This is a genomic window from Haloarcula litorea, assembly GCF_029338195.1.
In the GTDB taxonomy this organism is placed as follows: domain Archaea; phylum Halobacteriota; class Halobacteria; order Halobacteriales; family Haloarculaceae; genus Haloarcula; species Haloarcula litorea.
Window position 1 is genome coordinate 1,698,775 of sequence record NZ_CP119779.1, and the last position, 25,120, is coordinate 1,723,894.

A 25,120-nucleotide genomic window follows, 5' to 3' on the forward strand; every position below is an offset into this window, starting at 1 on the left:
CCGGAGCCGCAAAAACGCGTCGGGCTACCGGACGCCCTCGGGGACGACGACCCGGTCGCCCACCTCGACGCCGGTCCGGTTCGTCCACCCGCGGTTCACCTCGAGGACGTACTTCCCGCGGCCGCGATAGCGTCGGAGGTCCTCGTTGCCCGTCCCCGCCGGCGGGAGCGCGGCGTGGTGGATCGTGGTGACGGTCCCGTCGGCGTCGACGAAGACGATGTCAAGCGGGAACGACATGTTCCGCATCACGTAGGCGTGGCTGTCCACCTCGTCGTGGACGAACAGCATCCCCTCGTCGGGGGCCAGCGACGCCGTCTCGCTGAGGCCGACGTACCGCTGGCTCGCCGTCGCGGCGATGCGTACCTCGACCGTCGCCAGGCGCTTCCCGTCCACGCTCTGTGCCGCGACGGTGGTCGCCTCCTCTGTCGGCGACGTCCCGGTGGCCGTCGCCGCCCCGGTGCCGTTCTCGTAGACCGTCACGGTCCCCCGGTCGTAGTCGCCGACCCCGACGAGCCCCACCCAGAGGCTCGGCTGGACGGCGAGGAGGAGAACCCCCAGGAAGGCGACGAAGCCGATCCCCGCCGCCAGTGCGCGCCGCACCATACCTGGTCCGAGGGCCAGCGCGAGCGTAAGGGTTCCGACCGAGAGAGAAAGCGTTATTCCTGCCGATGGGGAACCTCCGTGTGCGGGTCCGTGGTCTAGTTGGTTATGACGTGGCCTTTACAAGGCCGAGGTCGGTGGTTCGAATCCGCCCGGACCCATCCTGCGAGGGTCACGCGAACGGAGTGAGTGTGACCTCGGAGCGACTCGTCGCTCCGGTGAACGGACGTGAGGAGCGGATGGTCCACGGATTCGAACTCCGGAAACCGCGCACAGCGGAGTGAGCCCGGCTCCTCCAGTTCGATCGCCGGGAGGGCATCGTTCCCCCGAGCCCCGCGATCGCGGTGCTCGCGTGGGACGCTCGGACCCACCGTTCTGTCACACCTGGGCGGTCGTCGCCGAGCGCGCCCGTCCCGACCGACCGGCTGTCGTTCCGCCGACACCTGCCGAAAGCCATTTACTGGGACCTGTGTTACCGGGAGGCATGATCGACGGATCGACCTGTCCGAAATGCGACGGTCACGTCTCGACGGCCAACGGGACGGAGTACGAGTGCGACGACTGCGGCGCGGAGTTCGACAGCGCCGACCTGTTCCTCCCCTGACAGAGGTCGCCCGCCGGCGCGGCGGCTTTCGAAATCCTTTTTCCTTCCCTCGTCGTCGGTTCGGGTGCGCGCCGCCTTAGCTCAGACTGGGAGAGCACTCGACTGAAGATCGAGCTGTCCCCGGTTCAAATCCGGGAGGCGGCATTTTCCTGCGAACGACGTGAGTAGTAAAATACTCCCGAATGGATTTGAACCAGACGAGTCACAGCCCGCGCAGCGAAGCGAGCAGGAATGTCTCGGCGTGGTTCACGATCCGGGAGGCGGCATCCGGGTTCTCCGCGATTCGCATTCGAGAGCGTTGCGCTCTCGACCGGTTTCGAGCCGGAACGGAAGCAGAGGCATCGAGGTTGCGGCACTCGGCGGCCTGTCCGCCGGCGACCGCGAGCCCAGCGACGCGGGGTTTCAATACCGGTGCCGACCTGCAGAGCGGTACGGGCACCTATGACGGAGAACCGTTCGGCGACGGACATCTTTCGCCTTCTCGCCGACGACACTCGGGTCGACATCCTCCGTGCCGTCGCCGTCTCGCAGTACGAACGCGAACAGGTCGGGGCGGGGGCCGCCGAGCTCTCCTTCTCGGAGATCTACGACCGCGTCGACGTGGAGAACACGTCGAAGCTGTCGTATCACCTCGGCGAACTGACGGGGGCGTATCTGCGGAAGAGCGACGACGGCTACTCGCTGTCACACGCCGGCGAGCGGATCGTCCGATTCATCCTGTCGGGGAACTACGAGCAACCGCCGTCGTTCGGGCCCGAGCCGGTCGATGGCACGTGCGTCTACTGCGGCGCGACGGCACTCGAAGCGCGGCTCTCACACCAGTTCTTCCGGGTCGACTGTACGGCCTGCGAGCGACAGGTGACGGGACAGCCGATCACGCCGGCACAGGTCGAGACACGGGACGGCGAGTCGCTCGTCCGGAGCGTCAAGTTACGCAGCGCGGAGACCGGCAGGCAGATCCGACGGGGGACGTGTCCGGAGTGTCGGGCGCGACTCTCCGCCGAGGTGGTCGCCGTACCCGAGAGCCCGCTGCCCGATGCCGACTCGAACCTCGTGACGAGCGCCTGTGAGGCGTGTCTCCGGGAGTACAACAGCCCGCTGACCTACAGCGTCGTCTCCCACCCGGCGTCGGTCGCCTTCCACTGGGAACACGGCGTCGACGTGACGGCGCGCGGCCTCTGGGAGTTCCACGAGCACGTCTACGAGGGGCGCTGGACGTCCGAACGGGTCGGGTCCGATCCCGACGAGTACGAGGTCGTGATGCGACAGGGAGACGACGCGGTCCGGCTCCACCTCGATTCGACCGCGACGGTGGTGGGGACGGAGCGCGTGCGACGCGAGAGCGGCGAGTTTCGGCGATCCTGACAGAACGGTTACGAAATAGCCGTTGAGCCGACGGCGGTGCTGACCGGCCCATTCACCGAGTGTCGGCGTCAGGGGCCGATCGTCGGGGGTATCCGCTCAACGACAGTTTTGAATCGAATCCGACAAATTATCAAATATTCGATAACTTTATCGGTGTTCCCGGGCGGACTCGTACTCGATGGAGGCCCATCCAGTGCGATCGAGCGACTCCCCCGATTCGACAGGCCAGCAGCACCGAACGCACAGCGAGACCACCGACCGAGGGCAGTCGGCACGGCGGCGGTCGAAGTCGGCCGACGAGATCGCCGACGCGTACGCGGACGTGGCCGACGACCTCGCGCGGTGGCGACGGCTCGACGAGCTCTTCGCCGGCCGGTATCGCCGCCGCCAGTTCGAGGGCGCGACCGGTCGCGTGCTCGACGTCGCCTGTGGCACCGGGCGGAACTTCCGCTATCTCCCGTCGTCGAGCGAGGTCGTCGGCGTCGACATCAGCGACGCGGTGCTCGCTCACGCCCGAACCGAACTCGACAGGCTCGACCTGGACGGCAGCGTCCGGCGGATGGACGCGCAGGCGCTCGAGTTCCCCGACGACAGCTTCGACACCGTCGTCTCGTCGTTCTCGACGTGCACGTTCCCCGACCCGGTCGCCGCGCTCCGGGAGATGGAGCGGGTCTGTGCCCCCGACGGCGAGATCCTGCTGCTCGAACACGGCCGGAGCGACGCCGCCCCGCTCGCCTGGCTGCAGGACCGCCGCGCGGAGTCCCACTACGAGAAGACCGGCTGCCGACTGGACCACGACCCGCTGGCGACTGTCGAACGGGCCGGACTCGCGGTCGAGCACACCCGGACCGCGCTCTTCGGACTCGTCACCGCCGTCGACGCCGTCCCGAGGTGAACACCGGATGCAGACGTCCACGACACCGCATTCGCCCGCGTATCGACCCAGCGACCACGACGCCCGGATCCACGAGACCACGATGTCACCACCACACCCGCCGCGGTACCAGCACCGTCCCGACCAGCACGTCCGACCGAGTTCTCCCGACGGACCGGAGGTGGCGGATGTCTAGCCGCCGCGCCCGGCTCCGGTCGCTCGTCCGGAGCCCACAGAGCGGCCGCGTCCGCGCCGTCTGGCGGGTGCTCGTGCCCGTCCTCGCCGGCTTTCTCACGCTGCTCCTCGTGAGCGCGACGGCGTTCAGGCTGGGTCTGAACGGCGGCCAGGCGATGGTGGCTGGATTCGCCGGGACCACGCTCGTGCTGGCGGCCGTGCTCGTCCTCTCGGCCCGGTACGTCGACCGTCGCCCGATCCGGGAGTACGGCTACCACCTGTCCCGTGGCTGGTGGCTCGACCTCGCCGCCGGCACCGGGATCGGGACGCTCCTCGTCGCGGCGACGTTCGTCCTCGCGCGCGCCACCGGCGCGCTGCGGGTCACCAGCGGTGGCCCCGTCACCGACCCGTCTACGCTCGGGTGGCTGCTGGTGTTCTTCGTCGCGTTCGTCGGCGTCGCGTTCTACGAGGAGTACCTCTACCGCGGCGCGTTCGTGACGAACGCGGTCGAGGGGCTCACGGCCCGTGGTGTCACGCGCTCGGCCGCGGTCCCCCTCGCGCTGGTCGCGAGCACCCTCGCGTTCGCACTCGTCCACCTCCCGGGAGCACTCGCCGGGGGCGCTGACGTCGCGCTCGTCGCCGTGAAGACGGGGCTACTCGGTGGCCTGCTCGGCGTCGCGTACGTCTGGACCGACGAACTCGCGCTCCCGATGGGGTTGCACCTCGGCGTGAACTACGCGCTGATGAACGTCTTCGGGATCGGTGCCGCGAAGGTGCCCGGGATTCCGGCGCTGCTGACGGTCGAACACACCGCGACGGGGCTGTGGAGCCCGGCACGGGGCGTCCCCCTGTTCGTCTCGATCCTCGTCGGATACGGCCTCGTCGCCGTGTGGGTCCGGTGGCGGGGCCGCGACCGGACTGTCCAGCAACGCACTCGTTCCACTCACAGTCACTCCGACCGATGACACGACCACGACGCACCACGACGGACGACAGCACCGCTCGAACCACGAGACGGTCGTTCCTCGCCGGTCTCGGCGGCCTCGGACTCGGCGGCCTCGGCCCGACGGCCGGGCGAGCGAGCGCCGCGACCGACGCACGGAACACCGGCACACGGCCGGGCGACGGCCCGTTCGGCGACGGCGACGACCTCGAAGCGTTCGTCGACGACGTGATGGCCGAGCGGATCGGGACGACCACGCCCGGCGCGACCGTCGCCGTCGTCTCGGGCGAGACGCCGGTCCTCACCAAGGGCTACGGCGTCGCCGACGTCGACGCCGGCGAACCGGTCCGGGCCGACGAGACGGTCTTCCGGGTCGGCTCCGTCGGCAAGCTGGTGACATACACCGCCGTGATGCAGGGCGTCGAGCGGGGCGTGCTCGACCTCGATGCCGACGTCAACGCGTACCTCGACGACTCCACCGTCACGGTTCCGGCGGCCTTCGAGGATCCCGTGACGCTCCGACATCTCGGCACTCACACCGCCGGGTTCGAGTCCCAGATCGACCCCGAGATCGTCGCCGATCCGGCCGGGCTCGACCCGTTGGAGGCGGTCCTCGCCGACCAGCGACCAGCGCGCGTCCGCCCGCCCGGCGAACTCGTCGGCTACTCCAACTACGGGGCGGCGCTCGCGGGCCACGTCGTCGCCGAGGCCCACGACACGACCTTCGAGGAGTACGTGCGCTCGGAGATCCTCGACCCGCTGGGGATGTCCCACAGCGCGTTCGCCCAGCCCGTCCCGGACGGCCAGCCCGGTCACCTCGCTGCGCCACACGCCCGTGCTGGTGGGTCGTTTACGACGGCCGACGACGTGTACATCAATCTGTGGCCCGCGGGCTCGCTGAGCGCCACGGCGACGGATATGGCCGCGTTTATGAGTGCTCACCTCGGCGGTGGCGCAGTCGGCGACGCGCGGATCCTCGACGCGCCGACCGTCGAGACGATGCACAGCCGCCACCACGTCCGCCACCCGGCAGTCACGAACTGGCGGTACGGGTTCCACGAGCACGGCGACCCGGCGGCCGACCTCGTCGGCCACTCGGGCGGGACGGTCAGCTTCACGAGCTATCTGCTGCTCGCGCCGGCCCACGACGCCGGGATCTTCGTCGCCTACAACAGCAACCCGGCCGAACTCCCCGAGGTCGTCGTCGACGAGATCGTCGCCGAGTACGGGCTCCAGGCGGCACCGACCGCGCCGACGCCGACGTCGCGGCCGGGCGGCCGGGAGCGCGCGGCGACCGTCGCCGGCGAGTACAGTCTCACCGCCCTCCCACGGAGCGGCCCGCTCCAGGCCGTCGATCGCCTCGAACACCTGACCGTCGAACCGGGGGCCGACGGCCGCCTCCGCACGACGACCCTCGGGGGCGACGCCCGCGAGTGGGTCGAGACCGATCCGTACGTCTACGAGGCGGTCGACGGGCACGACGCCCTCGCCTTCGAGGTCACGGACGGGGAGGTGGACGCGTTGAACGTGAACAGCGAACCGACTGGGGTCTACCGGCCGGTGCCGTTCCGCGAGCGCCAGGCCGTCACCGGCGGTGTCCTCGGGGCGACGGTGGCCGGCCTCTCCCTCTCGCTCGCCGGCCGGGGCGGACACGGCGCGTGGCGGCGGTGGAGGCGGAGTCACACGGACGGCGGAGCCGACGCGGAGGGCGAAGAATGACAGAACAGCGACGCTCTCGAGGACGGAGCGAACGGCCCCACGACCACCGGCACGGAGCCGACCGCGGTGTTCGACGCCGACTGTCAAGTCCCGCGTGGCTCGCCCACGCGGCGGGCGTCGCCCTGAGCGGGCTCGCCGTCGGGTTCGTCGCACTCTTCGTGGCCGTCCTGGCGGCCGGCGGCGACATCGCGCTCGTCACGCGCCCGCTTCCGATGCGCATCGCACTGGCGCTGCCGCCCGCGATCGCGGTTCTGACTGCCGCGACCACGGCGGGGGCGGTGCTCGCCTGGGCGAACGGCTACTGGTCGCTGCGGGGCCGGCTCCACCAGACGGCCGTGGCGCTGCTCGGCCTGGGGTTCAGTTGGCAACTCGCCGCCCTCGGGCTGCTCTCGCTGTAGGTCGGACCACTCACCAACAGACCGAATACGTACCCACAAGAGACGAACCCTATGAACGCGCTTCAGACGTACGACGCGGCGACGATGGTATCGGGACGGGCGGACTGGATCGACCCGGAGTTGTGCTCGGCCCTCGCGGAGTACCCGCTCGACTCGATCGACACGGAGTACCCGCACTTCGTGCGGTCGGTCGACGGACCCGACGACACGGTCCGACCGAGCGAGGACCACCCGGTCTTCTACGGGTGTTTCGACTGGCACTCCGCCGTCCACAGTCACTGGTGTCTCGTCCGGCAGCTCCGTCTCTTCGAGGACCACCCCGCGGCCTCGGACATCGTCTCGACGTTGGACGAGCGGTTCACACGCGAGGGAGTCGAACAGGAGGCGTCGTACCTCGCGGCCAACGAGTCCTTCGAGAAGCCGTACGGCTGGGCCTGGTTCCTCCGCTTCGCGGCGGAGTTGCACCTCTGGGACACGGACCGGGCGACTGCCTGGCGCGACCTGTTCGACCCCCTCGAACGGCAGGTCGTCGACCTCTTCGAGGCCGAGTTCCTGACACAGGAACGGCCGTTTCGGGTCGGGACCCACGCCAACTCCGCCTTCGCGCTCACGTGTGCGCTGGACTACGCCCGGGTCGTCGACGACGAGGAGTTCGAGTCGGCCGTCTCGGCGACGGCCGAGGCGTTCTTCGGGGACGACCGGAACTACCCGGTCGAGTACGAACCGCTCGGGTGGGACTTCCTCTCGCCGGCGCTCGCCGAGGCCGACCTGATGCGGCGGGTGCTCGACCGCGAGGCGTTCCGGCGGTGGTTCGACGGGTTCGCGCCCGCCCTCACCGAGGCTCCCCACGACTCCATCCTGCGTTCCGTCGCGGTCGAGACGGACAGCGACGACGGCCTCGAACTCCACTTCGTCGGACTCAACCTCTCGAAGGCGTGGGCGATGGCCGGGATCGCGGACGCACTCGACGACAGACGGGCGGCGGCGCTCGAACGGGGTGCGAAGCGCCACGTCGACCACAGCGTCGAGCTGGCGTTCACCGACGACTACGCCGGCGCACACTGGCTCTCCTCGTTCGTGCTGTATCTGTTGACCAGCGACGAGGGCGGGATCGCACCCGAACGGTGACGGCGCGACGATCGCTCGTCGGCGTCGGTGGAGCCGTGCGACCTGGACCGGCGCGGTCCCGCCGTAGCGCGGTCCACGACCGCGAACCCGGCAGCGACGAACCGACTACTGCGCCCGTTCCTCGGGGGGGATGAACGACCCGACGGAGACGGTGTACAGCGTCACGGTCGCCACCCGGAGCACGTAGACGACGAGGACCACGAGCGGCGCGAACAGCACCCCGGCCGCCGCGGTGGTCACCCAGGGCAGCCAGGCGGCCGGGATCGCCGGCGGGCTCCCGGACGCGGTGTACACCTGCGCCAGGTAGTAGTTCAGCAGGAGCGCCGGGACGCCCGTGTAGACGAGCTGGCGCGAGAGGGCGGCGAGGTCCTGCTGGACGGCCAGGGTCTTGAAGAACTGCCGGACGACGGCGACCCCCTTCAGGAGTTCGAGGATGTCGTCGACGGCGTCGGCGCTCTCCGCGGATAGGTGGTCAGCGAGGCCCCGCTGGAGCCCGCGCACGTCGTCGATGCGGTCCGCGTACTCCGTCCCGAAGGTTAGCAGGAGTACTTCGAGCGTGCTCCCGGACTGATCGCCGGCGGACAGGTGGTCGGCGTAGGCGACGAGGTCCTCGGTCAGCGCGTCCACCCGCTCGCGCTGGTCGTCGGACAGCGCCGCCGAGTCGTCGACGTGACGCTCCAGACTGGCGGCACGTTCCTCCAGCGTCCCCGCCACCAGCGCGAGGAACGAGCCGGGATCGTTCGGACTGGTGTCGACGCCGGCGATCTCCTCGATCGAGCGCCGGAAATCGAGGTTCCCCTCCAGCCGGTCGGTGAGGTCCGCCGGCATCCCGAACACGCGCGAGAGGATCAGCTGATTGATCGAGAGCGTGACCGTCACGATGGTAGCCAGCGCGCTCAGCAGGCCGCTGCCCAGCACCGTCGCCAGCGCGCTGTCGGGGCCGACGTAGATGACATTCCCGAACGTGAGCGCGGCGGTCAGGGCCACGACCCCGACGACGAGGAGGCTCGCGACCCGCTCGCGGTCGCCGGAGAGCAACAGCCAGCGCGCGACTCGATTGTCCGTCGGCCGTCCGAAGTCGTCGTCGGACATCTGTCTCGTCGGCCCTGTTCAGGACCGGCCCACATAACTGGTCGCCCGGCGGCTACCGCCGGTCGTCGCTCTCGCTGTCGACGTCGATGTGGTGGGGCTCCTCCTCGGATCGCTCCCGGCCGCCAAGCAGCCGCGAGCGGACGTCCTCCGCGAAGGACTCGACCTGGTTGCGCAACGTCTGGACCTCTTCCTCGAACTCGTCGACGGAGCGCTCGACGTAGTGGACGCGCTGGAGCGGGATCCGACGGACCACGTCGTGGTCGTCTCCGTCCTCGTCGGTCTTGACGATCCAGTGGTCCTGGAAGTAGGCGATGTGCTCGTTCTGGACCGTCCGTTCGACGGTGCCGTCGGGTGTCTCGTAGACGATCGTCGCCGTGCCGAGGTCGTCGTCGACCATACCGGACGTCGGGCTTCGGGACAATTATGTCCTGTGGCTAGCGACGAATTGGCCGGCGGCACGCTCGCCGGTCAGTAGTCGACGACGGCGGCGACGATGCCCGCGGTCTGACCGATCCCGGTGACGGCGAGCCCCGCGAGCGTCGTCGGGGCGGCGTTCGCGAGGCCGGCCAGGTAGAGCCCGACCCCGACGACACAGAGCCCGGCACCGGCGGTGTAGGCCCGCGGCCGACGGTCGACCAGGCGGCCGGTGTAGGCGAGCCCGGCCGCGGGGACGAGCGTCCACCCGACGACGGTCGCGGTCAGCATCGGCGGCGCGCGCACGAGCAGGCCGGTGATCCCCAGCAGTGTCACGCCGAACCCGGCGACGAGGACCCGCCGCCAGGCCAGCAACACGCCGTCGGTCATCTCGCGCCACGAGAGGACGGTAAAGGCCGCGATGATGCCGGCCATCACGAGGTGGGCGATCAGGACCGCTCGCGGCGCGAGGACCCCGCGGTGGGCGGCCGCGGCGAAGGCCCACGCGAGGGGGACGAGGCCGACGGGACCGGTCTCGCGGAGACGACGGAACACGTCCCGTCCGACGGCCCCCACCTACAAGAACTCGTGGTCCGACCGTGTGAGCTGTTCACGGTCCGTCTTCGACGAACCGCCCGAGAGCGGCCGTCTCGACGCGCGAACGGGCCGGTACGGAGACCGGAAAGATTATCCGTGCCCCCGGCTTCCGTTCAGTCGCAATGGCGAAAGGAACGGTCGACTTCTTCAACGACACTGGCGGTTACGGTTTCATCGACACTGAGGACTCTGAGGAGGACGTCTTCTTCCACATGGAGGACATCGGCGGTCCCGACCTCGAGGAAGGGCAGGAACTCGAATTCGACATCGAGCAGGCCGACAAGGGCCCGCGAGCGACCAACGTCACCCGACTCTAACGATGGCGAAAGGCAAAGTCGACTTCTTCAACGACACTGGTGGTTACGGCTTCATCGATACCGACGACGCGGACGAGGACGTCTTCTTCCACATGGAAGACGTCGGCGGTCCTGACCTTGAGGAGGGGCAGGAGGTCGAGTTCGACATCGAGCAGGCCGACAAGGGCCCGCGCGCGAAGAACCTCGAGCGACTGTAAGACGGCTTCTGTCTGCAGTCCCGATCACTCGACGACTCACCGCGTAGCGGTGGGTCCGTCCGACGACGCTCACCCCTCGTCCAGCGGCGCTGCCGCCCGGTAGACCAGCTCCATCGGGAGCCCCGCGGCGTCCGTCGGCGGGTCCGGCGGCAGCGTCCGCAGATCGGCCGCACCGGGCGTCGCGGTGTAGGCCAGCACGACGGCGTCGAGCACGTCGGCGACGGTCACGTCGTGGCCGGCCGTCGCCTCCGCGGCGTGCTGGACCGTCGGCGCGGCGTCGCGGTCGTAGTGGGCGAGCGTCCGCATCCGCTCGGCGTAGCCCGCGGCGACGGCAGACGGGTGCTCCAGGGGCTCGCCGGCGAACGCCCGGAAGCAGAGGTCGGGGTGAGCCGATCGCACGACTGCGGCGGCCTCGGGCACCTCCTGGAGGAGTTCGTCGACCATCGCGATCGCGTCGCTCCGGTCGAACGCGGCCTCGGAGAGGGCCGCTCCGCTCTTGCGCTCGTGGGTCCGGTTGGCGGCCGAGTAGCGCTGCTTCCGGGTGGCCTCCCGGACCGGCGGCGTCGTCACCGTCTCGGCCCGGGGACCGAGCACGGCGCGGGCGCGCTCGTCACAGCGCCGCACCGGGTCGCCGGACTCGACGAGGCCGACGGGGACGGCCACGAGGACGAGCCGTGCCGTCTCCTCGTAGCGCGCCCAGCAGTCACCGATCCCCTCGAACACCGCCGCGTGGTCGAACCCGTCGGTGGTGAACGCCACCGCGAGCCACGCGTCGCCGCTCCGGACGACGCCGACGTACAGGTCCTCCGCCATCATCGACTCTCGGAGACGGGCCGGCAAAAGTCTGACCCGCCCCGGCCGTTCGACCGACGAACCGGTCGCTGCGGTTCCTCGGCACAAAGTTTCAAGTCCCTTTCCGCTGCAACGGACGGTATGAGCACTCCCTCCGAGTACGACATCGAGGGCCTCGACCTGCGCGGCGACAGCTACACCGTCGAACAGAGCCTGGTCCGGAACAAGTACAAGGCGATGGACGCCGACGGCAACGTCGTCCTGCGCGGCAAGCAGAAGATGTTCAAGCTCAAAGAGCAGTTCCCGTTCGTCGACGGCGACGACGAGGAGGTGTTCGAGGTCAAGGCCGGCGGGATCGTCGACATCGCCGGCAACTACGTCCTGACCGACTCCAGGACCGGCGAGGAGCTGGTCGTCCTCGACAACGACTACTCCATCCTCCAGGACACCTGGAAGATCCGCGACGCCGACACGGAGGCGAAGATCGCACAGATCGACTCCCGGGGCGCGCTGGTGACGCTGGCCCGCAACGTCCTGCCGTTCGGTCAGTGGATCCCCCACAAGTACGAGATCACCGACGCCGACGGCGACCACGTCGGGAACATCGACGGCGAGTTCTCGCTGAAGGACCGCTACACCATCACCATCGACGACGCCAGCGACGTCCCCAAAGAGCCCGTCATCGCGGCCGCGATGGTCATCGACGCCATCCAGGGGAACTGACCGGCCTCGCCCCCTCGATTCGACGCCTCAGGCCGGCCTCGGAGTCCCCCCGCTGTCGGCCGACTGGACGCCGCCGAACACGAACCGCGTCCCCCCTTCGCTCGTCTCGACCCGGCCAGACCAGCCGTGGCTGTCGACGATCCGCTCGACGATGAGCAGCCCCAGGCCGTGGTCCCCGACGTCCTCGCTGGGATCGAACAGGCTCGTCGCCAGCGACGACGGGAGGCCGGGACCGTCGTCCTCGACGACGAACCCGTCGTCGGTCCCGCGGACGGTGACCGTCGTGCCCGGTCCGCAGTGTTCGCCGACGTTCCGGAAGAGGTTCTCGAAGAGCTGTTCGAGCCGTGACTCGTTTGCCAGCACCCGTCGCTCGGCATCCAGCCGGAGCGTCGCGCCGTCCGGGTCGACGGTCGCCCACGCCCGCCCCGCGACCGTCTCGACATCGATCGACGTCTGATCGCCGGCGCTGGCTCCGTCGCGAGCCAGCGAGAGGACGTCCGTGATGAGCGTGTCCATCCGGTCCAGCGACGACAGCACCGTCCCGACGTACTCGTGGACGTCGCCGGTGCTCTCCTCGTGAGCGAGCTCGGCGTATCCCTTGGCGGCCGTCAGCGGGTTCCGGAGGTCGTGAGCGAGGACGCCGGCGAACTCCTCGAGGCGACGGTTCTGTGCGGCCAGTTCCCGCTGGTGGCGCTCGCGTTCGATCTCGTGGCTCGTCCACTCGGCCAGTAGCTCGACGAACTGCTCGGCCGACTCGTCGAACGCCTCCTCGCGGGGATCGTCGCCGGAGTAACACAGCGTCCCGTACACCTCGCCGTCGACGACCAGTGGCGCGCCGATGTAACAGGCGAGCCCTGTCGTCGTCAGCGCGACGTCGTCGTGGTACGGGGAGTTCGGTGCGTCCGAGATGACGACGAGTTCGCGGCTGTCGACGACGTGCCGACACCAGGTCTCGTCGAGGTCGTGTGTCGTTCCGGCTCGGTAGTCGCCGTTCTCGACGGTCGAGTCGACCACCTCGTAGACACCGTCGCCGGTGTAGGTCAGGAGCCCGTAGTCGAGACCGAGTCGGTCCCGTCCGACGGTGATGGCCCCCCGTATCCGCTCGTCGAGGTCCGCCGAACGATCACAGCTGAGCTCGTAGAGGTCCCGAAAGTAGTCCGGTGAGTCGGCTCCACCCATACCGTCGCTTGGCCGTGGGGGGTGAAAGAGGTTGGTCAGTCCTCTCGGGAGCCGAACCCGGAGCGCTCCATCACGCCCCAACTCCGGTCGCCCCGGACGTACTCGACGAGGCCGCGCCACGCGACGATCGTCTTCCACTGCCGGTAGCCGAAGTTCTCGAGGACGCCGTACCACAGCAGCCGGAGGATCTGTCGGGGGTCGTCGTAGCGGTTGAAGCTCCAGACCTCGCTGAACACGCCGAACCACGACAGGAAGACGCCGAACCCGGAGGTCAGCAGGAAGAAGACGAGGAAGAACTCGACGTTCAGCACGCCGACGTACCACGCCAGTGGGAGGAGGACGTACCCGAGCCCCTCGACCAGGGGGCCCAGCATCTCGGCGACGACGAACAGCGGGAACACGAGCGTCCCGACACGGCCGTACTCGGGGTCGCCAATCATCTTCCGGTGTGTCCGGACCGTCTCGATCATCCCCCGGTACCAGCGCCGGCGCTGTCGACTCAACACTCGACGACTGCCCGGGACCTCCGTCCACGCGACCGGCTCCGGGACGAAGTCGACGGTGTACTCGCGGTCCTCGTCCGTGAGGTGCTTGTGCAGGCGGACCACGATGTCGAAGTCCTCGGTGATGGTGTCGTGCCGGTAGCCGCCGATGTCACGGACTACGTCGGTCCGGAAGAGTCCGAAAGCCCCTGAGATGAGGATGAGTCCGTTCAGCCGATTGAGGCCGAGCCGCCCCGAGTAGAACGCCCGGAGGTACTCCATCACTTGCAGGCCCGGTAACCCCGTCTTCGGGAGCGAGACGGACTCGACGATACCGTCGTTGATCTCGCAGTTGTTGGCGACGCGGATCACGCCCCCGGAGGCGACGGCAGTCGTCGGCTCGTCGAGGAACGGCCTGACGATCTGGAGCAGCGCGTCGCGGTCGATGACGGTGTCGGAGTCGACCGCACAGAACAGCGGCTGTTCGGTCAGCCAGATACCGGCGTTCAGGGCGTCGCTCTTCCCGCCGTTCTCCTTGTCGACCACGAGGAGCTCCTCGTAGCGCCGCGACCGGTAGACGTCTCGGATCCGCTCGCCGGGTACCTCGTAGGGCACCGCTGCGTCGACCGGTTCGAGCTCGAACCGCTCGACGAGCGTCGAGAGCGTCGCGTCGGTCGACCCGTCGTTGACGACGACGATCTCTAGGTCCGGGTAGTTCAACGCCAGCATCGACCGGACGCTCTCCTCGATGGTCGCCGCCTCGTTGTACGCGGGCACGACGACGCCGATCCCCGGGTAGAACGGGGTGTTGAACCGCCGGAAGGGCGGATCCCACTGCGCCTCACGCACGTCGTCGCGCAGTTCGAGCAGCGCCAGGACGTGGACGAGGAGGTAGCTGGCGTTGACGACGGCGTAGTAGACGACGACGCCGATCCCGCTGATGGCCAGCGCCGCGACGACCAGGTGTTCGAACGTGTGCATCAGCCGCTCACCCGTCCGCCCCGCCGCGCCAGTCCGTCGTAGCGGTCGTGCTCGCTGCTCCAGCGCCAGGCCTCGCCCAGCACGGCCGGCCCGTCCTCGCCAACCCGGTCCCGATGAGTCACGAGCGCGTGCGTCCCGCGTTCGAGTGCGCGCGGGTCGTCTTCCGAGACGAGCGCGTACAGCAGGACGCTGAGGGCCGACTCGTCGCCCCAACTGCCGAGCATCTCGTAGACGGCCGCCCGGACGCGGGGCGAGGGGTCCGCCACCGCGCGTTCGAGGAACACCCGGTCACGGAGGGACTCGTGCCAGCCGAAACTGCCCAGCGCCCGCGCGGCGGCCGCCCGGATCGCCTCGGTCTCGTCCTCGAGTGCCGCCGTCAGCCACGTCAGGTCCGTCTCGCCGGCGCTCGTGTCGAGGTGTTTACAGACCGCGAGCACCTGTGCGAACAGCGGTTTCGGCCACTCGCGGTACCGATCGCTGGCGCGTGCGAACAGGGGACCGGGATCGCGCCGTGTGACCCGGTACAGCGTGTCCTGGCCGAAGACGGTGAACTGCTCGTCGATCCCGTCGAGGAGGAGCGACACGGCCGCGTCGGCGTCGGCGAGTTCGTCACAGGTGGACAGCAGTCGGACGAGTGCGGCCCGTTCGCGCGCGGTCGTCGCCTCGAAGTCGACTGCCGCCACGGGGTCGGTGTCGCACAACAGCGTCAGCCACGTCAGCGCCTGCAGCCGACGGTACTCGTCGCCGCCGCCGAGTCGCTCCCGTGCCCGGCCTGTCACCCCGAGGGCCGACCCGAGCGGTCGGAGTCGCTCGGCGTCGGTACCGTCGAGTTCCCGGAGGAACTCGCCGAGGAGCGACTCGGCGACCCGTCGCTCTGTGGTCGACAGCGACGCGGCCCACTCCTCCCAGCCGGGGTCTCCGGGGCCGTACAGTCGATCCAGCAGTTCGGTCTGTACGTCGTCGCGGACACGCTCGCGCCGCCGGTCGCCCAGGTACCGAGACACCGAGAGGCCCATCGTCAGCGCGAACGATGTCGCGAGCAGCAGTCCCACCAGCAGCGCGAGGACAGTGAGAAGCACCGACAGCGGCACGAGGTAGCCGCCCACCTCGTAGACGGTCCCGCTCTGTAGCACCGGCGCGGCTTCAATCATCGACGTATCGGGTCACCCTGGCGACCAGCGCCGCCCCGCTGAACGGTTTCGTCACGTAGTCGTCGGCTCCCGATTCGAACCCCTCCAACACGTCGGACTCCCGACCGCGGGAGGTGAGCATCACGACCGGCAGCGCGGGGTCGACGGCCAGCTCGCCGTTGCGGATCATCCTGAGCAGTCGCGTCCCGTTCAGTCGCGGCATCATCACGTCTAGCAGACAGAGGTCGGGATCGACGTCGCCGGCGTCGAGCGCGTCCGCGGCCGCTCGCCCGTCCGGGTACGTCGTCACCGTGAACCCGGCGTTCTCCAACCGGTGGGTGAGGAGCCGTCGGATCGTCTCGTCGTCGTCGACGACGAGTACGTGCGCACTCGTCTCGTCGGTCACGTCGGTAGGGTCAGCTTAGCGACGGTCGATGAAAACCTTTTGTGAAACGCCGAGCGTCGGAGGAGTAATGTGTGTCTACCCGCTTGAGCGGGTATGCGACGACGGGCGTTCCTCGGGATGGCCGGCGTCGGCGGGATCGCCGGTCTCGCGGGGTGTGGGGAGGAGCGCGAGTCGATCGACGATCCGACGTTTCGGGTCGGCGACGACGTGCTCCAGCGGCGGACCCGCGACGGGTACGAGCAGGTCCCGGTCCGCGGTGTCAACCTCGGAATGGCCAAGCCCGGCCGGTTCCCCGGGGAAGCGGCCATCACGCGCGAGGAGTACGACCGCTGGCTGGCTGCGATCGGGGAGTTCGCGACCGTCGTCCGGACGTACACGGTCCACCCGCCTGCGTTCTACCGGGCGCTGGCCGCCCACAACGCGACCGCCGACGAGCCGCTGTCGCTGCTTCAGGGTACGTGGGTCCCGACCGCGGACCTCGTCGACGCGGGCGACGCCACCGCCCTCTCCGAGCAGGTCGACCGTGCGGTCCGCGAGACGGTCGACGCCGTCCACGGGGCGACGACGCTGCCGGAGCGGCCCGGCTACGCCAGTGGGACCTTCGACACGGACGTCAGCGACGCGCTGCTGGGGTACCTGTTCGGCATCGAGTGGCCCCCAGAGGTGGTCGTTGAGACGAACGAGTCGGCCGACCCCGACGGCGGCGGGCAGTACGTCGACGCCGCCGAGGGGGCCCCGTTCGAGCGCTGGCTCGCCGGCCGGCTCGACGGGCTGGCGGCCCACGCCGCCGAGCGCTACGGCACGCAACGGCCGCTGTCGTTCGTCAACTGGGTGACGACCGATCCCCTCGAGCACCCCTACGAGCCGTTCCGCGACGAGGACCGGGTCGGGATCGATCCCGACGCTGTCCGGGCGACCGACGCCTTCGCCGCCGGGACGTTCGCGTCCTACCACGCGTACCCGTACTATCCGGACCTGCTCAACGAGACGCCGGCGTACCTGGACTACGTCGACCACCGGGGCGAGCGCAACAGCTACGCGGGCTACCTGAACGACCTCGTGGGAGCGACGGCCCTCCCACTGGTCGTCGCCGAGTTCGGCGTCCCGAGTTCGCGGGGCATCGCCCACCGACACGTCCACGGCCGCCACCAGGGGTGGCACACGGAGCGCGAGCAGGGCGAGATCCTCGTCCGGATGTTCGAGGACGTCGCCCACGCCGGCGCGGCCGGAGGGATCGCCTTCGCGTGGCAAAACGAGTGGTTCAAGCGGACCTGGAACCTCGACGCCCGTTCGGTCCCCGGTCGGAGACCCAACTGGTCGAACGTCGAGACGCCGGAACAGCGGTTCGGCCTGCTGGCGTTCGACCCGGTCGAGGGCCCGCGACTCGACGGCTCGCTCGACGGGTGGGGCGACGCCACCACTCTCGACGCCGAACCCACGGGCCCGGCCGCAGACGGACCGACGCTGACCGGCGTCCGGGTCACGCACACCTTCGAGGGACTGGCCGTCCGCCTCGCCTTCGACACACTCCCCGACCCGGTGGACTGGTCGGCCGTCAACGCACTCGTCACCGTCGGGCTGACCGGGCGCGAGCGCTCGCTCCCCTTCGGGACCGGCGCGTCGGCCGTCGCGGACGTGACGGTTCGGCTCGGCGGTCCCGGCGACTCCCGTCTGCTGGTGGCCGCCGACTACGACGCCTTCGCCCGCGAGTTCGGCGAAGCGGCAGGGCTCCCGCTCGACAGCTACCGCGACGGCAGCGCCGGCTTCGTCCCCTCCCGCGAGCCGGTCAACCTCGGCTACACGGTCCCGGCGACCGGCGAGCGCGTCCCGTTCGACGCCGTCGAGACGGGCCGACTGCGCTACGGGACCGGGGACCCCGACGCGGCCGACTACGACTCGCTGACCGACGTCCACGTCGCTGCCGACGCGATCGAACTCAGACTCCCGTGGCTGCTCCTGAACATCGCGGACCCGTCGGGCAAGCGACGCATCGCGACGGCGTGGGACGACGGCCTCGCGACCGAGCCCTTCGAGGACGTGGCCGTCGCCGCCGGCACGTACCGACCGGACTCGTCGGGCCGCGCCGTCGACGCCGACGGGCCGACGAACCTCGGCCACGTGGCACCGGGCGTCGACGGATCGCGGCTGCGGACGGTCCGGTACCGTTGGGAGCCCTGGGAGGACCCGGTATACGAGGAGCGACAGAAGGCGTCGTACGACGCCCTCGTCGACGCGTTCGGATCCGACTGACCACCGGAAGGCTTCTCCGCCTCGCTCCCCGAGCGCGTGTATGCGCCGCCGGGAACTCCTCCGCGCCGCCGGGACCGTCGGAGCGCTCGCCCTGCCCGGCCTCAGCGCCGGCCACCCGACGCCGAGCGGCGACGACGCCGCTACCCCGCAGTCGACGCCGACGGACGGCGCCCCCATCGGGACGCTCGCCCTCCCCGGTGCCCACGAACTCGTCACCAGCCCGGACGGCCACACCGCCTACGTCGCCACGGGGACCGGCGTCGCCGTCGTCGACGCCGTCGTCCCGGCGGCCCCCCGACTGCTCACCCACCGGACGGACCTGCTGGCCGACACCGAGGCCGGGCCGATGCGGGAGGTCCAGGACCTCGCCGTCGTCGGCGACCGCCTCCTCGTCGCCGGCCCCGCCCACCCCGCCGATGGCGCACACGGGCTCGTCGTCTTCGACGTCAGCGACCGCCGCCGGCCCCGTCGGGTCGGGGCCCACCTGACCGAGACGACGATCCACAACTGCGACTTCGACGGCCGGTACGCCTACCTGACCGCGAACGGCCGCGAGGGCAACCCCCTGCTCGTCGTCGACACCGAGACGGGGGCCGAGGCGGGCACGTGGTCGCTGTTCGACGCCGACGCGGCCTGGCGCGAGGTCCCCCCGAGCCTGCGTCCGCTCCACGACGTGTGGGTCCACGAGGGGCGGGCGTACCTCGCGTACTGGGACGCCGGGACGTGGATCCTCGACGTGGCCGACCCGGCAGATCCGGCGCTCGTCTCGCGGGTCCGTGGCCGAGGCCCGTCGACCCTCGCCGCGGTCGACGATCCGGCGACCGAACGGACCGAACCGCCCGGCAACGACCACTTCGTCACCGTGAACGAGGACGCGACGCTGCTGGGGGTCGGCAGCGAGTCGTGGGACCTCGGGGGCGACGGCTCCGGCGGCCCGGGCGGCATCGAACTGTTCGACGTCTCGGACCCGACCGCGCCCGAGTCGCTGGCGACCATCGACCCGCCCTCGACCAGCGACCCGACGCCCGGCGGCGTGCTGACGACGGCGCACAACTTCGAGCTCGTCGACGGGCGCTGCTACTCGGCGTGGTACAACGGCGGCGTCCGGGTCCACGACGTGCGCGACCCGGCCGACCCACGGGAGGTGTACGCGTGGCGGGACTCCGCGACCGCGTCGTTCTGGACCGCTCAGCGCGGGGCGCGGTGTTTCCTCGCGGCCAACACGAACGCCAACGCCGGCGGCGAGGTGACGCCGGGCGTCTACGCGTTCCCGGACCCGTCGCTCCCGACGCGAACGGCGAGGGAGTCGCCGAGCGGGAGCGACGGTGACGCCGCCGGCGGTCCGCTGAGCGTCTCCGGCGACGGGTTCGGCGTCGGGGCCGCGGTGGGCGCGGTCGGTGCGGCGGCGCTGAGTGCGTGGCGACACCGCCGGCGCGGGCGTGACTGACGCCGCTCCCGAGCGGCCGCCGCCGACCGGCTACGGGAGGACTCGACTGGCCGGCTACGAGAGGGCGCTGACCAGCGCGGCCGCCACGCTCCGGGCGCGGTCGGCGAGCGCCTCGGGCACGTCCCCCCGCTCGACGGCCGCGTCGAGTTCGTCGTCGTCGACCCGCTCGACGGTGCCGTCCGCGTGTCTCACCACGTCGACGTGCAGGTCGACGTAGCGGGCGGTGTCGGGGAACACCTCGACCGGCGTACAGACGTTGACGTAGGTGCCCTTCGAGGTCCCGTCGCCGTCGCGGTACACCGTCGGGTACCACCACCGCCCCTCCTTCAGCGTCGTCTCGGCGACGTCGCCGGCCTCCTTCGGGACGCCGAGGCCGTCGTACTCGCCGCCGCCGGCCATCTCGCGGGTCACGGTGACGGTGCCGTCGGCCGCGACCGACTCGACGTCGGCGCGGCCGAGCGTGAGCAGCCGGCCGTCCGGCTTCCCGTGGCCCAGCGTCAGCGTGTCCCCCTCCCGCGGACCGAACTGGGCGGCGGTCACGCCGAAGGGGAAGTCCTGCTCCCCGTCGGCCTCGGGGTCCGGGCAGAGGGCCTCGACGTAGTCGACGGCGGCGCTGGCGGCCTCCGATCCCGCCTTCACGCGGTGGTGGCCGGGCATCGTCGCCGTCACCGCCCGGCGGCGCTCGTCCAGCCCGAACCGGCTCTCGCGGCCGAACCAGACCCACGTCGTCGCGACGGCCGCGTCGCCGTCGGGGTCGTCCACCCGCCCCCGGTCGGCGTCGTCGACGGGGTCGGCCGCCGCCAGCGCCTCGTCCAGCGCGGCCGCTCGCTCGTTGGCCGCGTCGAGGGCGTCGGCCAGCGCGTCGAACGAGGCCTCGTCGCTTGCCCGGCCCCACGAGACGCCCCACCCGTCGCGAGGGGCCGCCGAGATCACGTCCAGCATCGCCGGCCCGCCGGCCGAGGTGGTGTTCGACGCGCCCCGCTCGAGCGTCAGCAGGTCGCCCCGGACCGCGACGGCCGTGTCAAGCACCGCCCGGCCGTCGGTCCAGGGGGCCGTCGCGTCGACGACCTGGCCGCGGACCCGGTCGCCCGTCTCGATCCGGTCGTCGGCGTTCGAGTACGGGAGGAAGGCCTCGCCGACGCCGCAGTCGACGACGGCACCGCTCCCCAGCGTCTCCGTCACCGCCCCGGTGACGACCGCCCCATCCGGAGTCTCGGCCGACCACGCGAGCGCGTCCCGACCGAGGCCCCGGAGACGGTCGACGACCCGCTCCACCGACTCGCTGTCGCCGCTCACGCCGACGCCCTGCCGGTCGTCGGTCGTCGCCACCGTCGCCGCCGCCCGCTCGGCTCCGAACTCGGCGTCGAAGCGGTCCTCGATCGGCCCGGACGCCTGCACCACCTCCACGCCGGCGTCGATCAGTAGCTCGGTCAGGGCAGTCGCGTAGATACCCCGGACGCGGACGCTCATAGCGCGTCGGCGTCCGTCGCGAACCGCACCCGGCCGTCGACGGTCGGACCGAGCGTCAGTTCCACCACCTCGTCGTTCAGCACGCGCCCGCCCTCGACGGGGACGCCCCACGAGTCGAACCGGAGGTACCCCCGGATGTCGTCGGCGTGTGTGAACAGGTCCAGGTACTCGACGGTGTGTGTCTGGATATCGCTGCTGCTGTGTGCGACGTCCATATCCGAGTGGAGCGTCTCCCGGTCCGCGAAGAACGCTTCGAGGTCGTCGGCCGCTTCGTCGGTCAGCTCGACCACCGTCTCGGAGGCCGCCTCGATGGCCGTCTGGTCCACCCCGGCCTCGCGCAGCGCCTGCTGTTCCCGCTGTGTGAAGTGCATACCCGCCGTTGGCGGCGGGGGACCGAAAACGTCGCGGATGCTCACTCCCCGCCGGGCACCCACAGTCGACGCCCCCGACGCTGTCGACCGGCTCCGCGCCGAGCGGTCGGGCCGCCGGAACACGGCCCGGCCCCGGATCACTGGTGACCGCAGAACGTCGGCGTCGCCGCTCAGGCCATCGCGTTCAGGACCAGGATCAGGACCCCGAACAGCAGGCCGAAGGCGACGATGGTGCGCGGATCGATGCGGATGGTGTTGCTGTCCTCGGCGTCGAAGTACCGGACCAGTCCGGCACTGGACATCAGTCCGCCGCTGTCGCTGCTCATACGGACTCCTGCCACCCGAGCTTCGGTAAGCCTTTCGGGTTCGTGCCGGCAGCCGCGCCCGTATGGACAACCCTTATCAGACCCCGCAGGTTACTTCGAGGAGAACCATGACGGTCACGCTCAAGGACTTCTACGCCGACTGGTGCGGCCCCTGCAAGACCCAGGACCCGATCCTCGAGGACCTCGAGGAGGAGTGGACGGACGTCGAGTTCGAGAAGATCAACGTCGACGAGGAACAGGACGTCGCCAACGAGTATCAGGTCCGCTCGCTCCCGACGCTCATCGTCGAGAACGACGACGGCGTCGTCGAACGGTTCGTCGGCGTCACACAGGCCGAGGACATCGAAGACGCGTTCCAGCAGGCCGGCGCGTAAGTTCTAGTCGGTCGACGCCCGATCGTAGCGACTCGCCGGCAACAGCAACTCGCTGACCGCCGGCAGGTGTTTGACGTTGAAGACGATCTTCGCGTCCGTCGCCGGCGCGGCGATACACGAGAGCCGGATGCCCTTCTCGTGGAGTTCCTGGGGGAGGACGTGGCTCGCCGGCGAGGGCATCTCCCCCTCGACGACGGCGACGGCGCAGTTGGTACAGGCCCCGCCCCGGCAGGCGAACGGCCAGTCGTAGCCCGCGTCCTCCGCGGCCTCCAGGAGCGTCTCGTTGTCCGCCACGCGGAACTGTCCGTACCGCTCCGGGTCCAGCCCTCCGTCGGCCGCCTTCTCGAAGAGGTCGTCGTCGCCCAGGTCCCACCCGTGGTCGGCGATCACCTCGTAGTCGAGGTACTCGACGACGACGCCCTCGGGCTCCGGGGGTTCCGACGGCTCGGCGTCGTCCTGCTCGCTCGCCGGGGCCGTCTCTCCGTCCCCCGCGTCCGGCGCGACCACCTCGTCGCCCGGCTCGTAGCCGTTCTGGAGCAGCTCGTAGGCCTCCTGGACGGCGCGGAACTCGTCGGGCGAGCCGCCGTGGTCGGGGTGGACGTCTTTCACCCGCCGGCGGTACGCGTCGACGATCTCGGCGTCGTCGGCGTCGGGATCGACGCCGAGAATCTCGTAGGGGGAGGCCACACCGGAGGGACGGACTCCGCGGTGAAAAGTGTCTCTACACCCGGTCTACTGGAAGCGGACGCCCAGGTCGTGCAGCCCGTCGTTGTGCCGCGCGACGTTGATGAGCAGCGGAGTCAGCCCCTCCACCTCGGCGGCGTTGGCGATCGGGCCGCCGTCGAGTGCCCGAAGCCCCTCGATCCCCTCCGCGAGTTCGCAGACGGTCGCCTTCGCGTCGGCGTCGTCGCCGACGACGACGGTGTCCCAGTCCAGCTCGGCGTCGAGGTTCGCGAGCCGGCCGGCCGCGAGGTTGTGGAACGCGCCGACGACCGGCGTCCCCGCGGGCGCGGCGTTGGCCGCGAGCTGTGTGACGCTGCCCGGGCCCGGGCGGTTGTAGTGGAACCCGTCCTCGTCGCGCTTCATCCCGACGGCCGGCGAGACCAGGATCGCCTCCCCCAGGTCGTCGGCGATCGACTCGACCGTGTCGGTGAGGTGGTAGGCCGGGACGGCGGCCACGACCACGTCGGCCCGCGCGGCCGCGTCCTCGTTGCCGAGCCCCTCGACCGTGACCTCCCGGCCGCGACTCGCCAACTCCGTCTCGTACTCCTCGGCTTTCCCCTCGGCCCGTTCGACCTCACGGGAGCCCACGATGACCGTGTGGTTCGTGTCCGACGCCCAGCGGAGCGCCAGCCCCTCGCCGATGTCGCCGGTGCCGCCGAGTAGCGCGATTTCCATACCTACGGCGTGGGCCGAACGGCGAATAAGCGTTGTGCGACCGGCCGGGCTTGCCTACGTGTACCGCTCGAACGCCGCGTCCAGTCCACCGCCGTAGGCCGCGTACAGTCCCGCCCACAGGCCCAGCGTGAACGCGACCAGCTGTGCGACGACGGCGACGCCGCTCGTGTGCCCGAGCAACAGTTCGAACGGCACCGCGAACAGGACGGTGACGACGAAACTGACGAGGATGTACGTCGCCACCCTCCCGGGTCGGTGCGCCGTCGCGAAGACCTCGGGGTTCCGGCTGATGGTCGCGTAGGCCGCCGGAAACGCTACGAGGGTGAAGGAGACGGCGTACAGCGGCACGTGGTCGATCGACGGTTCGAACACCACGGCACCGCCAACCATCCCCGCCCAGATGCTCACCAAGAGCGCCCACGCGCCGACGACGATCCGGCCCATGTCGGGAGATGCCGCTCCCGCCGGAAACCCCTGCCGCTCTCCGTTCACGACAGCAGGTCCGACAGGTCGTTCACCGACTCGACGACGGCGCTGGCCCCCGCGTCGACGAACGCCCGCCGGCCCGACTCGCCGGTCAGGCCCCCGGTGAGGATGCCGACGCCGTAGTAGACCCGCTCGTCGTCGGCCGCGTCCGCGTTGCCCGCGGTCCGCACGTCGTCCAGCGTGTCGCCGGCGAACGCCACCCGCTCGGCGTCGAACCGCTCGGCCAGCGTCACGAGCGCGTGGGGGTGGGGTTTGCCCTCGTCCCAGTCGTCCATCGTGAACCGGTGCTCGTCGGCCACCGACAGCCCGGCCCGCTCCAGGGCGATGTCGGCCTCCGCCGCGGGCCGCCCGGTGACCACGCCGACGGCGTAGCGCTCGTCCAGCGCCGCCAACGTCGCCTCCTCGACCAGCACCGGCTCGTCGTGGATATAGCCCGGCGCGTCGAAGGCCGGCTCACCGTCCTCCAGCTCGCGGTACAGTTCGCTCCCCAGGTACAGCGTCTGGAACACCTCGCGCAGCCGCTCGGGGTCCCACGCCTCGACGACCCGCTCTCCCGCATCGTCGGTGAGTCGGGCCCGGAGTGTGGCCTCCACCGCGTCCAGCCCGCCGCCGCGCTCGGCGGCGGCCTCGGCCACCGACGACAGCGGCCCGACGTCCCCCTCTCGGGTCGCCAGCACGTACAGCGCCGCCGCGTCCGTCACCAGCCAGTCGTTGTTGAACCCGCCGGCGTCCTTGAGTGCCTGGATGCCGTCGTCGCCGATAGTGTCGCCGTATACCCGCTCGACGGACTCGACGACCGCCCGCCGGTAGGAGTCGGCCACGTCCACGAGTACGCCGTCGATGTCCAGCACGACCGCGTCGACTTGCATACCTCCCCGTCGTG

28 protein-coding genes and 2 tRNA genes are annotated in these 25,120 nt (G+C 70.5%); 14 read left to right on the forward strand and 16 right to left on the reverse strand.

What is annotated here, in order from left to right:
* Positions 1-24 precede the first annotated feature (24 nt).
* Complete coding sequence (locus P0592_RS09090; protein ID WP_419181131.1) at positions 25-600, reverse strand: DUF192 domain-containing protein; 576 nt, start codon at positions 598-600, stop codon at positions 25-27.
* An 87-nt stretch (positions 601-687) separates the two neighbouring features.
* Here P0592_RS09090 and P0592_RS09095 point away from each other — a divergent pair.
* The 8 genes from P0592_RS09095 (at position 688) to P0592_RS09130 (ending at position 7,805) form a co-directional block, all read left to right on the forward strand.
* Positions 688-761: transfer RNA gene (locus P0592_RS09095), tRNA-Val, on the forward strand.
* Positions 762-1,274: 513 nt separating this feature from the next.
* Positions 1,275-1,348, forward strand: a tRNA-Phe gene (locus tag P0592_RS09100).
* A gap of 297 nt (positions 1,349-1,645) precedes the next feature.
* Positions 1,646-2,569 carry a winged helix-turn-helix domain-containing protein gene (locus P0592_RS09105; protein WP_276270569.1) on the forward strand — a complete coding sequence of 308 codons (924 nt, stop codon included), beginning with the start codon at positions 1,646-1,648 and terminating at the stop codon, positions 2,567-2,569.
* 178 nt (positions 2,570-2,747) lie between these two features.
* Positions 2,748-3,464, forward strand: a complete 717-nt coding sequence (locus P0592_RS09110) for a class I SAM-dependent methyltransferase (RefSeq protein ID WP_276270570.1) — start codon at positions 2,748-2,750, stop codon at positions 3,462-3,464.
* A gap of 167 nt (positions 3,465-3,631) precedes the next feature.
* Complete coding sequence (locus P0592_RS09115) at positions 3,632-4,582, forward strand: CPBP family intramembrane glutamic endopeptidase (RefSeq protein ID WP_276270571.1); 951 nt, start codon at positions 3,632-3,634, stop codon at positions 4,580-4,582.
* On the forward strand, positions 4,579-6,279 hold the full coding sequence (locus tag P0592_RS09120) for a serine hydrolase domain-containing protein (protein WP_276270572.1): 1,701 nt from the start codon (positions 4,579-4,581) through the stop codon (positions 6,277-6,279). Before P0592_RS09115 ends, P0592_RS09120 begins: the two co-directional genes overlap by 4 nt.
* Positions 6,276-6,677, forward strand: a complete 402-nt coding sequence (locus tag P0592_RS09125; protein WP_276270573.1) for a hypothetical protein — start codon at positions 6,276-6,278, stop codon at positions 6,675-6,677. The genes P0592_RS09120 and P0592_RS09125 overlap by 4 nt, the downstream gene beginning before the upstream one ends.
* A gap of 51 nt (positions 6,678-6,728) precedes the next feature.
* On the forward strand, positions 6,729-7,805 hold the full coding sequence (locus P0592_RS09130; protein WP_276270574.1) for a DUF2891 domain-containing protein: 1,077 nt from the start codon (positions 6,729-6,731) through the stop codon (positions 7,803-7,805).
* 105 nt (positions 7,806-7,910) lie between these two features.
* Here the strand turns inward: P0592_RS09130 and P0592_RS09135 are convergent, their stop codons facing one another.
* The 3 genes from P0592_RS09135 to P0592_RS09145 form a co-directional block, all read right to left on the reverse strand.
* A complete protein-coding gene (locus P0592_RS09135; protein ID WP_276270575.1) occupies positions 7,911-8,897 on the reverse strand; it encodes a DUF7972 family membrane protein in 987 nt (328 codons plus the stop codon).
* A gap of 52 nt (positions 8,898-8,949) precedes the next feature.
* Positions 8,950-9,294, reverse strand: a complete 345-nt coding sequence (locus P0592_RS09140; RefSeq protein ID WP_276270576.1) for a hypothetical protein — start codon at positions 9,292-9,294, stop codon at positions 8,950-8,952.
* A 71-nt stretch (positions 9,295-9,365) separates the two neighbouring features.
* Complete coding sequence (locus tag P0592_RS09145) at positions 9,366-9,887, reverse strand: hypothetical protein (RefSeq protein WP_336406631.1); 522 nt, start codon at positions 9,885-9,887, stop codon at positions 9,366-9,368.
* 143 nt (positions 9,888-10,030) lie between these two features.
* On the opposite strand from P0592_RS09145, the gene P0592_RS09150 reads away from it, so the two are divergent.
* Entirely contained in the window at positions 10,031-10,225 is a 195-nt protein-coding gene (locus P0592_RS09150) for a cold-shock protein (RefSeq protein ID WP_276270577.1), read from the forward strand.
* Between the two features lie 2 nt (positions 10,226-10,227).
* Positions 10,228-10,422: a cold-shock protein gene (locus tag P0592_RS09155; RefSeq protein WP_276270578.1), complete on the forward strand. Its 195-nt coding sequence runs from the start codon at positions 10,228-10,230 to the stop codon at positions 10,420-10,422.
* Positions 10,423-10,491: 69 nt separating this feature from the next.
* On the opposite strand, the gene P0592_RS09160 is transcribed toward P0592_RS09155, so the two are convergent.
* A complete protein-coding gene (locus tag P0592_RS09160; RefSeq protein ID WP_276270579.1) occupies positions 10,492-11,235 on the reverse strand; it encodes a DUF429 domain-containing protein in 744 nt (247 codons plus the stop codon).
* Positions 11,236-11,355: 120 nt separating this feature from the next.
* Between P0592_RS09160 and P0592_RS09165 the strand changes: the two genes are divergently transcribed.
* Complete coding sequence (locus tag P0592_RS09165) at positions 11,356-11,937, forward strand: LURP-one-related/scramblase family protein (RefSeq protein ID WP_276270580.1); 582 nt, start codon at positions 11,356-11,358, stop codon at positions 11,935-11,937.
* Positions 11,938-11,964: 27 nt separating this feature from the next.
* On the opposite strand, the gene P0592_RS09170 is transcribed toward P0592_RS09165, so the two are convergent.
* The 4 genes from P0592_RS09170 to P0592_RS09185 are packed head-to-tail and all read right to left on the reverse strand — an operon-like array spanning position 11,965 to position 16,115.
* Entirely contained in the window at positions 11,965-13,116 is a 1,152-nt protein-coding gene (locus P0592_RS09170) for a sensor histidine kinase (RefSeq protein WP_276270581.1), read from the reverse strand.
* Positions 13,117-13,151: 35 nt separating this feature from the next.
* Positions 13,152-14,579, reverse strand: a complete 1,428-nt coding sequence (locus P0592_RS09175; protein WP_276270582.1) for a glycosyltransferase family 2 protein — start codon at positions 14,577-14,579, stop codon at positions 13,152-13,154.
* Complete coding sequence (locus P0592_RS09180) at positions 14,579-15,730, reverse strand: HEAT repeat domain-containing protein (protein ID WP_276270583.1); 1,152 nt, start codon at positions 15,728-15,730, stop codon at positions 14,579-14,581. Before P0592_RS09180 ends, P0592_RS09175 begins: the two co-directional genes overlap by 1 nt.
* The gene (locus P0592_RS09185) at positions 15,723-16,115 is read right to left on the reverse strand and encodes a response regulator transcription factor (RefSeq protein WP_276270584.1); all 393 of its coding nucleotides are present in this window, start codon (positions 16,113-16,115) and stop codon (positions 15,723-15,725) included. Before P0592_RS09185 ends, P0592_RS09180 begins: the two co-directional genes overlap by 8 nt.
* Before the next feature lie 93 nt (positions 16,116-16,208).
* Here P0592_RS09185 and P0592_RS09190 point away from each other — a divergent pair, with 93 nt between their 5' ends.
* On the forward strand, positions 16,209-18,365 hold the full coding sequence (locus P0592_RS09190; protein ID WP_276270585.1) for a hypothetical protein: 2,157 nt from the start codon (positions 16,209-16,211) through the stop codon (positions 18,363-18,365).
* Between the two features lie 40 nt (positions 18,366-18,405).
* Positions 18,406-19,812 carry an LVIVD repeat-containing protein gene (locus P0592_RS09195; protein WP_276270586.1) on the forward strand — a complete coding sequence of 469 codons (1,407 nt, stop codon included), beginning with the start codon at positions 18,406-18,408 and terminating at the stop codon, positions 19,810-19,812.
* Positions 19,813-19,866: 54 nt separating this feature from the next.
* Here the strand turns inward: P0592_RS09195 and P0592_RS09200 are convergent, their stop codons facing one another.
* The 3 genes from P0592_RS09200 to P0592_RS09210 form a co-directional block, all read right to left on the reverse strand.
* On the reverse strand, positions 19,867-21,282 hold the full coding sequence (locus P0592_RS09200) for a ribonuclease FAU-1 family protein (RefSeq protein ID WP_276270587.1): 1,416 nt from the start codon (positions 21,280-21,282) through the stop codon (positions 19,867-19,869).
* Positions 21,279-21,653 carry a DUF7532 family protein gene (locus P0592_RS09205; protein WP_276270588.1) on the reverse strand — a complete coding sequence of 125 codons (375 nt, stop codon included), beginning with the start codon at positions 21,651-21,653 and terminating at the stop codon, positions 21,279-21,281. Before P0592_RS09205 ends, P0592_RS09200 begins: the two co-directional genes overlap by 4 nt.
* 170 nt (positions 21,654-21,823) lie before the next feature.
* A complete protein-coding gene (locus P0592_RS09210) occupies positions 21,824-21,979 on the reverse strand; it encodes a preprotein translocase subunit Sec61beta (protein WP_276270589.1) in 156 nt (51 codons plus the stop codon).
* 107 nt (positions 21,980-22,086) lie between these two features.
* On the opposite strand from P0592_RS09210, the gene P0592_RS09215 reads away from it, so the two are divergent.
* Complete coding sequence (locus P0592_RS09215) at positions 22,087-22,353, forward strand: thioredoxin domain-containing protein (RefSeq protein ID WP_276270590.1); 267 nt, start codon at positions 22,087-22,089, stop codon at positions 22,351-22,353.
* A 3-nt stretch (positions 22,354-22,356) separates the two neighbouring features.
* On the opposite strand, the gene fer is transcribed toward P0592_RS09215, so the two are convergent.
* Genes fer through P0592_RS09235 form a run of 4 tightly spaced genes read right to left on the reverse strand, consistent with a single transcriptional unit; the run spans position 22,357 to position 25,106 of the window.
* Positions 22,357-23,040: a ferredoxin Fer gene (gene fer, locus P0592_RS09220; protein WP_276270591.1), complete on the reverse strand. Its 684-nt coding sequence runs from the start codon at positions 23,038-23,040 to the stop codon at positions 22,357-22,359.
* Between the two features lie 45 nt (positions 23,041-23,085).
* A complete protein-coding gene (npdG, locus tag P0592_RS09225) occupies positions 23,086-23,751 on the reverse strand; it encodes an NADPH-dependent F420 reductase (protein WP_276270592.1) in 666 nt (221 codons plus the stop codon).
* 54 nt (positions 23,752-23,805) lie between these two features.
* Positions 23,806-24,195: a hypothetical protein gene (locus P0592_RS09230; protein WP_276270593.1), complete on the reverse strand. Its 390-nt coding sequence runs from the start codon at positions 24,193-24,195 to the stop codon at positions 23,806-23,808.
* 44 nt (positions 24,196-24,239) lie between these two features.
* Positions 24,240-25,106: a TIGR01548 family HAD-type hydrolase gene (locus P0592_RS09235; protein WP_276270594.1), complete on the reverse strand. Its 867-nt coding sequence runs from the start codon at positions 25,104-25,106 to the stop codon at positions 24,240-24,242.
* Positions 25,107-25,120: the final 14 nt, after the last annotated feature.

Excerpts from the sequence above, each read along its gene's own strand:
- P0592_RS09175 (WP_276270582.1), bottom strand. The coding sequence starts at position 14,579 with ATGCACACGTTCGAACACCTGGTCGTCGCGGCGCTGGCCATCAGCGGG.
- P0592_RS09165 (WP_276270580.1), top strand. The coding sequence starts at position 11,356 with ATGAGCACTCCCTCCGAGTACGACATCGAGGGCCTCGACCTGCGCGGC.
- P0592_RS09135 (WP_276270575.1), bottom strand. The coding sequence starts at position 8,897 with ATGTCCGACGACGACTTCGGACGGCCGACGGACAATCGAGTCGCGCGC.
- P0592_RS09195 (WP_276270586.1), top strand. The coding sequence starts at position 18,406 with ATGCGCCGCCGGGAACTCCTCCGCGCCGCCGGGACCGTCGGAGCGCTC.
- P0592_RS09210 (WP_276270589.1), bottom strand. The coding sequence starts at position 21,979 with ATGAGCAGCGACAGCGGCGGACTGATGTCCAGTGCCGGACTGGTCCGG.
- P0592_RS09190 (WP_276270585.1), top strand. The coding sequence starts at position 16,209 with ATGCGACGACGGGCGTTCCTCGGGATGGCCGGCGTCGGCGGGATCGCC.
- P0592_RS09130 (WP_276270574.1), top strand. The coding sequence starts at position 6,729 with ATGAACGCGCTTCAGACGTACGACGCGGCGACGATGGTATCGGGACGG.
- P0592_RS09205 (WP_276270588.1), bottom strand. The coding sequence starts at position 21,653 with ATGCACTTCACACAGCGGGAACAGCAGGCGCTGCGCGAGGCCGGGGTG.
- P0592_RS09160 (WP_276270579.1), bottom strand. The coding sequence starts at position 11,235 with ATGGCGGAGGACCTGTACGTCGGCGTCGTCCGGAGCGGCGACGCGTGG.
- npdG (WP_276270592.1), bottom strand. The coding sequence starts at position 23,751 with ATGGAAATCGCGCTACTCGGCGGCACCGGCGACATCGGCGAGGGGCTG.
- P0592_RS09110 (WP_276270570.1), top strand. The coding sequence starts at position 2,748 with ATGGAGGCCCATCCAGTGCGATCGAGCGACTCCCCCGATTCGACAGGC.
- P0592_RS09200 (WP_276270587.1), bottom strand. The coding sequence starts at position 21,282 with ATGAGCGTCCGCGTCCGGGGTATCTACGCGACTGCCCTGACCGAGCTA.
- P0592_RS09215 (WP_276270590.1), top strand. The coding sequence starts at position 22,087 with ATGACGGTCACGCTCAAGGACTTCTACGCCGACTGGTGCGGCCCCTGC.
- P0592_RS09180 (WP_276270583.1), bottom strand. The coding sequence starts at position 15,730 with ATGATTGAAGCCGCGCCGGTGCTACAGAGCGGGACCGTCTACGAGGTG.
- P0592_RS09235 (WP_276270594.1), bottom strand. The coding sequence starts at position 25,106 with ATGCAAGTCGACGCGGTCGTGCTGGACATCGACGGCGTACTCGTGGAC.
- P0592_RS09105 (WP_276270569.1), top strand. The coding sequence starts at position 1,646 with ATGACGGAGAACCGTTCGGCGACGGACATCTTTCGCCTTCTCGCCGAC.
- P0592_RS09120 (WP_276270572.1), top strand. The coding sequence starts at position 4,579 with ATGACACGACCACGACGCACCACGACGGACGACAGCACCGCTCGAACC.
- P0592_RS09140 (WP_276270576.1), bottom strand. The coding sequence starts at position 9,294 with ATGGTCGACGACGACCTCGGCACGGCGACGATCGTCTACGAGACACCC.
- P0592_RS09155 (WP_276270578.1), top strand. The coding sequence starts at position 10,228 with ATGGCGAAAGGCAAAGTCGACTTCTTCAACGACACTGGTGGTTACGGC.
- P0592_RS09115 (WP_276270571.1), top strand. The coding sequence starts at position 3,632 with ATGTCTAGCCGCCGCGCCCGGCTCCGGTCGCTCGTCCGGAGCCCACAG.
- P0592_RS09125 (WP_276270573.1), top strand. The coding sequence starts at position 6,276 with ATGACAGAACAGCGACGCTCTCGAGGACGGAGCGAACGGCCCCACGAC.
- P0592_RS09230 (WP_276270593.1), bottom strand. The coding sequence starts at position 24,195 with ATGGGCCGGATCGTCGTCGGCGCGTGGGCGCTCTTGGTGAGCATCTGG.
- P0592_RS09170 (WP_276270581.1), bottom strand. The coding sequence starts at position 13,116 with ATGGGTGGAGCCGACTCACCGGACTACTTTCGGGACCTCTACGAGCTC.
- P0592_RS09150 (WP_276270577.1), top strand. The coding sequence starts at position 10,031 with ATGGCGAAAGGAACGGTCGACTTCTTCAACGACACTGGCGGTTACGGT.